Source organism: Moraxella sp. CTOTU49803 (genome assembly GCF_032097965.1).
GTDB lineage: Bacteria > Pseudomonadota > Gammaproteobacteria > Pseudomonadales > Moraxellaceae > Faucicola > Faucicola tetraodonis.
In genome coordinates, this window is sequence record NZ_DAMCJP010000007.1 from 121,150 (window position 1) to 132,811 (window position 11,662).

The window sequence follows — 11,662 nt, forward strand, 5'->3', positions numbered from 1 at the left end:
AGCAATGTGAGCAAACGATTTCACTTGGATTTTTCCACCGCTTATGGACAGTTGATACTGTTGGTGTTTTTGCCGATTAGCGCACTCGCGTTGACGGGTGGTTTTTTGGTGTTATCAGATACCAGCCGTGCTGCGCGTACCATTCAGCAATCAACCGCGGATAATTTGCTGGTGACTCTGCAGCCAGTCGCCGCTTCTATGCAGACGAATCTGATTAAAATCAACCAAGCGCTATCGACAACTAGCACTGAGCCTAATAGCAATAATGGCTCAAGTAAAGGCAGCTTAAACAAAGACAGCGCAAATAAAGCTGAGCTGTCGCCCAAAGAATTGGCGACACTGCAAGCCAATGTGAAATTTGCCTTACAAAATGCCATCAACGACAAGCACTTGCAAGGCGTAGCGATTGTCAACGAACAAAATAAAGTGTTGGTCAGTTTTGGTGATTTGTCGCAACAGCCCAATCCGCGCTTATTGCCTTTTTTGGGACGCCACCTTGAAGCGCAAAGCAATACGCAGCAAACTTATTTGCTGACACAGCTCAACGCCCAATCCAACAGCCTGTTTAATAGCAAGGGTAGTAGTTTATTTGGTCGAAAATTGGTACTAAGCCCGCCCGCCAATGCGACTGCCCCACTACCGACCTTGTGGCTTATTGTCAATATTGATAATGAGCCGCTACAAGTGGCTCGCTATCAAGTGATGTTGGCGTTAGCGATTACCGGACTCTTTACCATTTTGCTGCTGCTATTGACCACCCATATATATGCCAGGCGCTGGATTGCGCCGATTTATGAGATGCGGTTACATTTGCAGCGCACCAACGCCAACAACCTGTATAAACCGATGACCATCAACGCCAGTGGTGAAATCAACCAACTGCAACAGGACTTGGTCAAGACCTTAAGACGTCTGCATAAAAGTTTCCAAGAACTCAAAAATCACGCCGAACAGACCGAAGATGATTTGCGATTGGCTTTTGACGAGATGGAAATGCAAAACATCTCAATTCGCAATGCGCGTGATGCCGCGGTTTCAGCCAGTCAAACCAAATCGGCATTTTTAGCCAATATCAGTCACGAATTACGCACCCCACTTAACAGTATTGATGGCTTTATCAACCTATTATCCCGTCATGGCGGCTTAAATGCCGAGCAAGACTTGTACGTGCAAACGATTCGTAAGTCTTCAGCGCACCTATTAGCACTGGTCAATGACGTGCTTGATTTTTCTAAGATTGAAGCCGGTAAACTGGTACTAGATAGTCATGAATTTGACCTGTATGCCAGTATCTACGACGTGGTGGATATGCTATCGCCACTGGCGGCAGAGAAAGATTTACGCCTGGCGGTGTTCTTCTATGACGATGTGCCACATTATCTGGTGGGGGATGCGTTACGTACCAAGCAAGTTTTGACCAATCTTGTTAACAACGCCATCAAATTTACCGATGATGGCGAGGTCATTGTGCGGGTCAGTCTGGATGATGACATCGATGATTTAATTCATATCAGTGTGCAAGACACAGGGCGCGGGATTTCGCCTGAGCATCAAAAAGTGCTGTTCCAAAGTTTTTCGCAAGGCGATCCTTCGATTACTCGCCAGTACGGCGGTACGGGGCTGGGGTTGGTGATTTCAAAACAGCTTACCTATCTGATGGGCGGCAATATTGGTTTTTATGACAACGCCACTGAGCAAGCGGGTGATGCGAGCCAATCGCACAAAATCAAAGGCACGACGTTTTGGTTTACTTTGCCGATGAGCATCAGTAACCAAGAGCAGCAGCGGCTGCTTATCCATGACCCCATTTGGCAGTTACCCGCCATCGTCCCGCCAAAAACCGATGCCGGTTATATGGCGGCTGATGCTATCGCTGCGGTAAATATTTTGGTTTGGATTGACCATCCTGCAAGCTTACAAGTGTTAAAAGGCTCGCTGCGTGAATTGCCGATTGCCATTACTACCGCAAGTACGCTAGCAAGCCTACTTGAATCGCTCAAAGAAACAGGCAATCATTGGGATTGGGTCATCGTGGACAATGGCACCACTGAGGATACCACGTCGCTGCTCAAACAAGTACGCTTACATTATGCCGGTAAATTGCTACTATTTGGCTATCAAGTCAATCTTGAGCCAGAATTGTTGTCGCGTTATCAAGCACAAGCCTTGTATCAGCCGCTCGATCGTCGCCAGCTTTACCAGCTGCTTGATAGCAATTCTGCCAGCAGCCAAGAGCCTACACTGCCGCAGTGGCATGGTTTTACTGTGCTTGCCGTGGATGACCATCTGCCCAATTTATTGGTACTAGAAGCGTTATTGGCTGAACTGAGCATTAATGTAGTGACGGTCAATAGTGGGTTTGATGCCATTGAATACATCACCACCCACCAGTCACAAAGCGATACCGCCGTGGATTTGATCTTTATGGACATTCAAATGCCAAGAATGTCAGGCAGTGAAGCCGCTATCCAAATCCGTAAGGTTGAAACGCAAGCAGGACATCAACATATTCCGATTATTGCCCTGACCGCACATAGTCTATCGGATGAACGCGATAAATTATTGGCATCTGGGATTGATGACTATGTGGGCAAGCCAATCAGTCAAGCCCAGTTATTGCAAATCCTGCAACGCTGGTTGGGTAAACACAGCACGTCTGTATCCGCTGATGTGGCTTCTGACAAATCTGTTATCAACTCACCCATCTCGGCGCGGTCGATAGCGTCTATAGTGTCTGGGGCAAATCACCCGCGTACTGCACCTGCAACCCCCAAAGAGAGTGCCGTATTTGCTCATACGCCATTAGCCGCCTCAGCGACTACCACCGATGACAACGCTAATCTACCAAGCCTACCATCGGTCAGCAGTCAGCATAGCGCTGAGTCACTAGCAAGTCTTGCGGTCATTGATTGGGATGATGCGGTGATGCGGGTAGCAGGTAAGCCTGATTTGGCAGCTAACTTGATTACCCTGCTGATTGAATCGATTGATCAGGAAAGAAGTGACTTGCAGCAGGCTTGGCAGCGCCACGACAGACAGGCCTTGTCCCACGTCGCGCATCGCATTTTAGGGGCGAGTCGTTATACGGGCGTACCACAGCTGCGTCAAGCCAGTCAAAATCTTGAAGACAAGTGCTTGCTAAATATCAACAATAGTTCGCCTGCGCAATTTGCCATTTTGGCGCCTTATTATGAGCAAATGCTACAAGCGCTCGATAACTTGGCACAGGCTGATTTGAGTCAATTCCCTGCACTCAAATATGCCCAGCTCAAAGAAAACGATATGACTTGGAAGATGATTTGACACCTATCACCACAATGCCTCCTAGGTTTGGCATACTTGCTATTCTACGTTACCTTTCTTAACCGTATCGTCTGATATCGCCTCTTGTGCCCAACCAACAAAATCAGTAAAGTGAGATTAACGATTGCAAATCATTGCGTTTTCGCAACTTTTTTTTAAGTTTATTGGGTTGGTCAAATTTTAAGGATGCGTATGTCGGTTTTGTCGGTATCAAAAATATTGCCGGGTGTAGGGTTTTTGCCATTTTCTCAGCGTGCTACTGCTTCATCTTTAGCGCAGCGTATCAAAGCTGCAAACGATAACCTTGCGCCCGATGTGCGGTTGCAACTTAGCGGTGATGATAGCGTCATTGTTTGGCTGACACGGATTGACAAGCGCAATGCGTTAAGTTTTGCGTTGATGGATAAACTCATTGATTTAGCCCACCTGCTCACCATATGGACGGACGTGCGGGCGGTGATTTTGGCAGGTGAAGGTAAAAGCTTTTCTACCGGCATTGATTTGGCGGATTTAAACAACCCAAAAAATCTAAAACAGGTCGCTTGGGAGCTTATCAAACCGTTCCAAAGTAAATTTCAAAAAGTGTGCCTTGTGTGGCGAGAACTGCCGATGCCTGTCGTCAGTGTATTGCATGGACATTGCCTTGGCGCAGGACTACAGTTGGCACTGGCGACCGATATCCGTATCGCCACAGCGGATTGCCAATTTGCCATTATGGAAGCCAAATGGGGACTGGTAGCGGATATGGGACTGACCCAGTCTGCGATGGGGGTGCTACGCGCCGATATCGTTAAGGAATTAGCGATGACGGCACGGATTTTTGACGGTCAACAAGCCTTTGACTACGGTGTGGTCAGCCATCTAAGCGATACACCGATGGAAGTTGCGAAGAATTTGGTCACAGAATTAAGTAATCGCTCCCCCGATGCCGTCTTGGCGAGCAAACGCATCATCAATGCCATGTATCACACGCCCGCGACAACCTTGTATCAAGAAAAACTGTGGCAAATCAAATTACTGCTGGGACAAAACCGCAAACTTGCCGTCAAAAAAGCCAAGGATGAAACCGTCAAATTTATTGGGCGTCAATTTAACTAATTTAACCTATGGCTTAATTGACCTTGGTGAGTGCCATCATGCTAAGACCCCTGTTCAAACGTCGTCTTATTTTTTTAGCCAGCCTGTTTTTGATGTGTATGGCGATTTTGTTTTTTATCGCCTGGTGGGGTCGTCTGCCTGCCAACTCGGGCAAATCCAGCACGTATCAAACCGCTGTCATTACCAAAGACAATCAAAAAACGGTGGCAACCGATATGCCACCTGATGAGCCCTCCAGCCGTTTTCGCCAATTTGGCTCGCAAAGCATGGCCGATGGCATCGCAGAATTGGTTAAAAGCAATCCACAAAAAACGGGCGTTTATCCCTTGCCAGATGGTATGGATGCGTTTGCCGCACGTATGCTGCTCATTAGCACCGCAGAGAAAACGCTAGATGTGCAGTATTATATTTGGAATAACGACATCACTGGCAATCTGATGTTCCAAGCCATCAAAGAAGCGGCAGAGCGCGGTGTGCGCGTGCGATTATTGATAGATGACAATAATACCCGTGGTCTCGACCCAACGCTGTGGGTACTCAATGAACACCCCAATATTGAAGTGAGATTGATGAACCCCAATCGTTTTCGCTCGTGGCGCTGGCTAGGGTTTGTGGGCGATTTTGAGCGGCTCAATCATCGTATGCACAACAAATCTATCACCGCTGATAGCCAAATCACCATCACAGGCGGGCGTAATATCGGGGATGAGTATTTTTCTTTAAACCAAGAGATGGTATTTTCTGACCTAGATGTGCTGATGGTTGGGCATATTGTGCCGCAAATGTCACAAGCGTTTGACCAATATTGGAACCATAAACTGGCTTTTCTTATCACCGATTTGGTCAAAAAACCTAAGGCATCCGCCCTAAACCAAGTGTTTATTCCAAAAACCCAAAAAGCCGATAAACCTGCGTCGCAACAACTCGACCCTGTGCTAAAGCTGAAAAACGACTATCTAAAGCGCTTGGTGGCAATCGACTTTGTCAACCAAATCAAACAACGAAAACTGCCGCTCTACTGGGCAAACGTCCAGCTATTGACGGACAATCCTGACAAACTGGGCAGCAAAGCCAATACCCAAGGGTTAGACATCAACCAAAGCTTAGGTAAAATCAGCCATGAACTCAATTTAATCTCTGCGTATTTCGTACCCACGGAGCAAGGCAAAGACTATTTTATCAACCTTGCAAAAAAAGGCGTAGCGGTGAATATTTTGACCAATGCCATGAGCGCCACCGATGTCAAGCTTGTGCATTCTGGCTATGCCAAACACCGCAAAGACTTACTCAAAGCTGGTGTCAAGCTATATGAGCTCAAGCCCAATGCCATCAAAGACAATCTGCGTGACTCCTACTTGACAGGAAGCTCTGCAACCAGCTTACATGCCAAAACGTTTGAAAGCGATGGGGAAAAGGTGTATATCGGCTCGTTCAACTTTGATCCACGTTCAGCCTTGACCAATACCGAACTTGGCGTTGCCATCGCCCACCCTGTACTTGCCAACAAAATCCGCAATGAATTTTTGCAAGCCTTGCCAACAACCAGCTACACCTTGTCGCTCAAAGATAACAATATTCAGTGGTCAACGCTCGAGAACGGTCAAACCGTCACGTATGATGAAGAGCCACAAACCAAGCCTTGGCAGCGAACGCTAATATGGATGCTATCGCACCTGCCGCTTGAAAAATTTTTATAAGCTGTCATTGTTATGAACTACAGCATTCGCCAATACGCTTAGCGCAATTGGCTATCTTTACTACCACGGCGATTAAATAGCTCAACTTTTTGCTGATGCTGTTCTAGCGATTGTTGACAACGCACGCACAAGCGCACCCCAGGCATCGCAAGACGCCGTGCTTCAGGAATCGGGGCATCGCACTCCTCACAATGAGTTAGGCTCTCGCCCTGTGGCAATGCCCGTTTTGCCCGTTCAATCGCATCATTAATAGTTGCTTCAATTTGTTCGTTTTCTGCGCCATCCGCAGCCCAACCACTTGCCATATTTTTCCTTAGATTTTAATAGGTTAACCATAATAATATGGTAGTGGTTTTTTCAAATTTCAATAGCGTATTAATGCCGTCATCGCGCCATTTTATTGTGGCTGTAAATCAATCACCTTACCTTTGATACCTGCCGCTTCATCACTCATCAAGGCAACATACGCACTCATCAAATCTTCGGGCGCAAGCAAGGTGTTGGGGTTTTCGCTCGGATAAGCAGCAGCCCGCATTTGGGTACGCGTGGCACCGGGATTGATGCAGTTAAAGCGCAGGGTGGTGGTTTTTTGGGTTTCTTGGGTGAAAATATCGCTCATCCCTTCTACTGCCAATTTTGACAGCGCATATGCCCCCCAAAACGCGCGTGGACGGCTACCAACACTACTAGAAGTAAACACCACTGAGCCACTTTGGGCAGATTTGAGTAGCGGTAGCAAAGCTTGGGTAAGGGTAAAGGTGGCATTAAAATTGACTTTCATCACTTGCTCAAAAATAATTGGGTCATACATCTCAAGTGGGGTTAATACACCGAGCAACCCTGCATTGTGTAAAACACCGTCCAAATGCCCGACTTCACGCTCAATCAAAATCGCCAATTGCTGCATTTCTGTGTAGCTTGCGCTCTCTAGATTCATCGGCAACAACGCAGGCTGTGCGCCGCCTTCTGCTTCAATTAGGTCATACACGGCTTCAAGCTTGCTCGCGGTTTTGCCAAGTAGTAGCACAGTCGCGCCATATTTTGCATAGCTTAGCGCGGCTGCTTTACCGATGCCATCACCAGCCCCTGTGACCAAAATATTTTTACCTTTTAGACAGTCGGCAGGTGGGATAAAGTTACGGATATCATCATGCGTTGCTAAAGTCATAGTTTCCTCAAAATTTTTCTCAAAAGCTTGCTAAAAAATTCCCTAAAAATCGGTCAAATTGTTAACACCTTGTCTATGCATCAACCGCCTAGTCGCTTGTTCAAGTGTCCGCTCAAGCATCCGTCCAATCGCCAAGCAGAGCGGTCAATTCAGCGACGCTATGGATTATATTATCTGCGCCCCAACTGCCCAAATCCGCTTGGTCTTCAGGGGAAATGTAGCCATAAGCTGCCAAAATCGTGCGCATGTTCGCCGCATTGCCGGCTTGAATGTCACGAATATGGTCACCGACATATACACAATTTTCAGGCTGTAACTGACGCCCGAGTTGTTCGTTCAACCGCGCGACTGCCAAATACATGGGCTCTGGGTCAGGTTTGGTGTGTTTGACATCATCAGGGCATACCAGAACCGCACAGCGCTCAGTTAGCTGAAGTTTCTCTAATAAATTTTCCGCCAAATAACGCGGCTTATTGGTGACAATGCCCCATACAATACCACGTGATTCTAAGTGTGTTAACAGCGAATCAAGCCCATCAAACAAGCGGCTATCGACACAGATATCGGCTTCATAGGTGTCCAAAAACTCTTGCCGATAAGCCAACAAGGTTGGGTCATCCTCAGTCACATTGGCAAGCTCACCAAACATCAGCTTGACCATCGCTCTAGCGCCTGCAGAAACTTGCTCACGAATGGCGGTATCACTGGGTGCTGGGTGCTGGTGTTTGGCGCACATCACTTTGATAATACGGATAAAATCAGGTGCTGTATCAATCAAGGTACCATCAAGGTCAAACAATACGGCTTGGCATTTTTCAGTCATTTTTTGCTCAAATCAACGATTAATATTTAAGTAAAGCCAACTACTGAGGTTTGTAGACCGCCATCATGTAGTTAACGTCAACATTTTGTGCCAGCCAATAGTGCTTGATAAGTGGATTGTAATGTAAACCAATTAAATCTTGACGTTTGCAGCCTGCACGCTGGGCAAATCGATCTAGCTCGGCTGGGGTGATGAATTTTTCATAATCATGTGTGCCGCGTGGCAACAAGCGTAATAGGTATTCAGCGCCAATCACCGCAAACAGGTAGGATTTTGGGTTGCGATTGATGGTCGATAGTACCAATACGCCATTGGGTTTGAGCAAAGTAAAACAAGCATTGATAATGGACTGTGGGTCTGGCACGTGCTCGAGCATTTCCATACAAGTCACCACATCAAACTCACCAGCATGCGCTTTGGCAAAGTCTTCTACAGCAACACAAGCAAAATCAATCGCTTGGCTAGTTTGCTCGGCATGGATTTGTGCTGCCTTGATATTGGCTTCTCCCAAATCAATACCCGTCACCGTGGCGCCGCGCACTGCCATGCTATGCGACAAAATACCACCACCACAGCCGACATCTAACACTTTCTTGCCCGTTAAGCCTGATTGCTGGCGGGCGATGGTTTGCTGTTCAATCCAGTTTAAGCGTAGCGGATTGATTTGGTGCAAGGTGGCAAACGCGCCTGATTTGTCCCACCATTCATTGGCAAGGTCGGTGAATTTTTGTACTTCTTGTAAGTCGACGTTTTGCTGTAGATTCGGTTGTGTCATGATGATAGTTCCGTTTGATTTTTACTTCGCTATTTTTTTAATTCGATACTTTTTACTTTAATAACATGTTATCGCGTTTTTTGAAATGCGGTTGCTCGCTCGCTAACCACAATTGCTATCAAAAATAGCCTTATTCTAACAGTTTTTAGCCCATTCGCTGTAGAATTTATGTGGCAGGCTGATAGCGTAAAATTGTAGCGTAAAATAGCTGATTACTCCCCAGCCGCATAACTGCCCAATTTTGGACAGTACTAATAAAATAAACTTAAAAATTATACTTTTTTATTTAGAAAATTTAATTAACATATTGCTTATCTTTTTCACCACTGTAGTTTTTTTTAGTTTACAAAGTATTACACTTAGGCGCTTCCTCAATTTATGATAGTATAACGCGCAGGTATTTTCGTATTTTGAGCCCTGCTAGCAAGCGATTTTCTATAAGATACTATTCTTTATAAGATATTAGCCGTGCTAGACCCTATGATTTGACTGTTAATGAGGCAACCATGAAAAAATTAGCAATGACCGCAATCGCCGCCGCTATCGGCTTGACCAGTTTATCAACCCAAGCTGCAGATTTTGTAGCGGGTCAAGACTATAAGGTGCTTGCAAACCCAGAGAAAATTGAAGGCAATAAAATCATTGTTCGTGAATTTTTCTGGTATGGTTGCCCTCACTGCTACAAATTAGAACCTTACATGGCACAGTGGGCAAAAAAATTGCCAGCTGATGTGGTGTTTATGCAGACGCCAGCTGCGATGAACCCTGTGTGGGAACAAAACGCCCGCGGTTTTTATGCCGCACAGTTATTAGGTTATCAAGGTAAAACCCACCAAGCGATGTTTGACGCCATTCAAAAAGACCGTCAAAAATTGTTTGACCAAGCCTCTATCGGTCAATGGTACGCATCAAAAGGCGTGGATATCAATAAATTTAACAGTATGTACAATTCTTTTGCAGTAAATACCCGTATCGCACGTTCAAAAGATGCGGCGCAGCGCTTCCAACTGTCAGGGGTACCTGCGGTTGTCGTTGATGGCAAATACGTTGTTGAGGGTGAGGATGGTAAAGTGCCACAAGTGGTTAACTATCTCATCAATAAAGCCCGTGCTGAGCGTGGTGGTAAATGATCCGACAGCCATTTGCTGAGAATTAATAGTTTTAGCCTAGATGGTTTTAGCTTAAATAATAAAAAAGCCGTTTCATTGAATTAGCATTGAAGCGGCTTTTTTTATGGTAGTTAATAAAACCTAGTGGTCGGCTGGCGTGCCGCCTTGTGCCACAATCCAGTTTTTTAGCTGTTTGGTTTTTTCATCCAATAGCATTTTATCACCGCTTGCTTCGACATTGAGACGAATCAGTGGCTCAGTGTTAGAAGCGCGGACATTAAAGCGCCAGCGTGGAAAATTGACCGATAAGCCATCGAGTTTATCAAGGGTCGCCGTTTGGCTATCAAATTGTTGGTAGCTATCTTCAAGTTTTGCCAACACCGCAGGCGCAGTGATACCGTCTAATTTAAAGTTAATCTCACCTGAGATGGGAAAAGCGGCAATCATCTCATCAACCAGTTGCGACAGTTTTTTTGGCGCTTCTGTTTTGCCTGATTTTGACAGCAATTCAATCACCAATAACCAAGGAATCATGCCACTATCACAGTAGTTAAAATCGCGGAAATAATGATGCGCAGACATCTCACCGCCATACACTGCATTGTTTTCACGCATGACTTGTTTGATAAAAGAATGCCCTGACTTACTGATGGTCGCTTTGCCACCGGCCGCCGCGATGACGCTTTCGGTATTTAAGATATTGCGCGGGTCATAGACAATCGCCTCGGTAGGGTTTTTATCCAAGAAAGCTTTGGCAAGTACCCCTACTACATAAGTGCCTTCCAAGAATCGAGCGTTTTCATCAAAGAAAAAACAGCGGTCAAAATCGCCATCAAACGCAATCGCCAAGTCCGCTTTCTCTGCCAACAGCTTGTCTGCTGTTACTTTACGGTTGGCAATAATCATGGGATTGGGAATACCATTGGGAAAACTGCCATCGGGCGCATGATTGATTTTGATAAAATTAATAGGCGCGTTGGCAGCTTGTAGACGCTGCTCAAGCAAATCAATTGTTGGCGCGGCACTACCGTTGCCACAGTTGACGACCACTGTCAAAGGTCGTAACGCGTTGACGTCAATATAGCTGATGAGATGGTCGATATAGGCGGTTTTGTCTTCTTTTAACTGATACTCGCCCTTACTGGCTGCCGCTTTGAATGCGCCTTTTTCTGCGATTTGTTGAATGTCTGCCAAGCCGGTATCCGCGCTAATAGGTTTTGACTGTTCACGCACCAATTTTAGCCCGTTATAATTGATGGGGTTGTGACTGGCGGTCACTTCAATACCGCCAATCGCGCCATAGTGGCTGGTGGCAAAATACACTTCTTCAGTGCCTGTCATGCCCAAATCAATCACATCAATACCTGCATCTAATATGCCTTGTATGGTGGCTTTTTTCAGGGCTTCACTACTGGGCCGAATGTCACAGCCAATCACAATCGCTGGTTTTTGCTGATGTGATAGCGGTTCACTTAAAAATTGGGCGAAAGCACGTCCGATACGGTAGGCGATGTCCTCGTCAAGGTTGTTACCGAGTTCGCCGCGGATATCATAGGCTTTAAAAGACGAAATTGTGATGGGAGAAAAATCATTCATATACGTGGCTCATGGGATTAAGAATTAAGAATGTCATTTAATTAACCCCAGTTCGACATAAGCTATACCCTAAGGCTTTGAATTAGCAAGCAA

Annotated in this window: 9 protein-coding genes; 4 read left to right on the top strand and 5 right to left on the bottom strand. The window is 46.0% G+C overall.

Translation table 11 applies throughout. The features are described from left to right. Window positions 1–6: 6 nt before the first annotated feature. From RT422_RS08870 to RT422_RS08880, 3 genes are all read left to right on the top strand, one after another. Window positions 7–3,303, top strand: coding sequence for an ATP-binding protein (locus tag RT422_RS08870; protein ID WP_313422005.1), 3,297 nt, complete (start codon window positions 7–9; stop codon window positions 3,301–3,303). 192 nt (window positions 3,304–3,495) lie between these two features. After that, entirely contained in the window at window positions 3,496–4,401 is a 906-nt protein-coding gene (locus RT422_RS08875; RefSeq protein ID WP_313422006.1) for a crotonase/enoyl-CoA hydratase family protein, read from the top strand. Window positions 4,402–4,439: 38 nt separating this feature from the next. Next, window positions 4,440–6,098, top strand: a complete 1,659-nt coding sequence (locus RT422_RS08880) for a phospholipase D family protein (RefSeq protein WP_284034883.1) — start codon at window positions 4,440–4,442, stop codon at window positions 6,096–6,098. 38 nt (window positions 6,099–6,136) lie between these two features. Here RT422_RS08880 and RT422_RS08885 read toward each other — a convergent pair whose 3' ends face one another. From RT422_RS08885 to ubiG, 4 genes are all read right to left on the bottom strand, one after another. After that, on the bottom strand, window positions 6,137–6,403 hold the full coding sequence (locus RT422_RS08885) for a DksA/TraR family C4-type zinc finger protein (protein WP_007116234.1): 267 nt from the start codon (window positions 6,401–6,403) through the stop codon (window positions 6,137–6,139). A 92-nt stretch (window positions 6,404–6,495) separates the two neighbouring features. Next, on the bottom strand, window positions 6,496–7,266 hold the full coding sequence (locus RT422_RS08890; RefSeq protein ID WP_313422007.1) for a YciK family oxidoreductase: 771 nt from the start codon (window positions 7,264–7,266) through the stop codon (window positions 6,496–6,498). Between the two features lie 112 nt (window positions 7,267–7,378). Next, window positions 7,379–8,089 carry an HAD-IA family hydrolase gene (locus RT422_RS08895; protein WP_313422008.1) on the bottom strand — a complete coding sequence of 237 codons (711 nt, stop codon included), beginning with the start codon at window positions 8,087–8,089 and terminating at the stop codon, window positions 7,379–7,381. 40 nt (window positions 8,090–8,129) lie between these two features. Next, window positions 8,130–8,864, bottom strand: a complete 735-nt coding sequence (ubiG, locus tag RT422_RS08900; RefSeq protein WP_007116237.1) for a bifunctional 2-polyprenyl-6-hydroxyphenol methylase/3-demethylubiquinol 3-O-methyltransferase UbiG — start codon at window positions 8,862–8,864, stop codon at window positions 8,130–8,132. A 506-nt stretch (window positions 8,865–9,370) separates the two neighbouring features. On the opposite strand from ubiG, the gene RT422_RS08905 reads away from it, so the two are divergent. Further along, entirely contained in the window at window positions 9,371–9,994 is a 624-nt protein-coding gene (locus RT422_RS08905) for a thiol:disulfide interchange protein DsbA/DsbL (protein WP_219299791.1), read from the top strand. 120 nt (window positions 9,995–10,114) lie between these two features. On the opposite strand, the gene RT422_RS08910 is transcribed toward RT422_RS08905, so the two are convergent. Next, window positions 10,115–11,569 carry a phosphomannomutase CpsG gene (locus RT422_RS08910; protein WP_313422009.1) on the bottom strand — a complete coding sequence of 485 codons (1,455 nt, stop codon included), beginning with the start codon at window positions 11,567–11,569 and terminating at the stop codon, window positions 10,115–10,117. Window positions 11,570–11,662 lie beyond the last annotated feature (93 nt).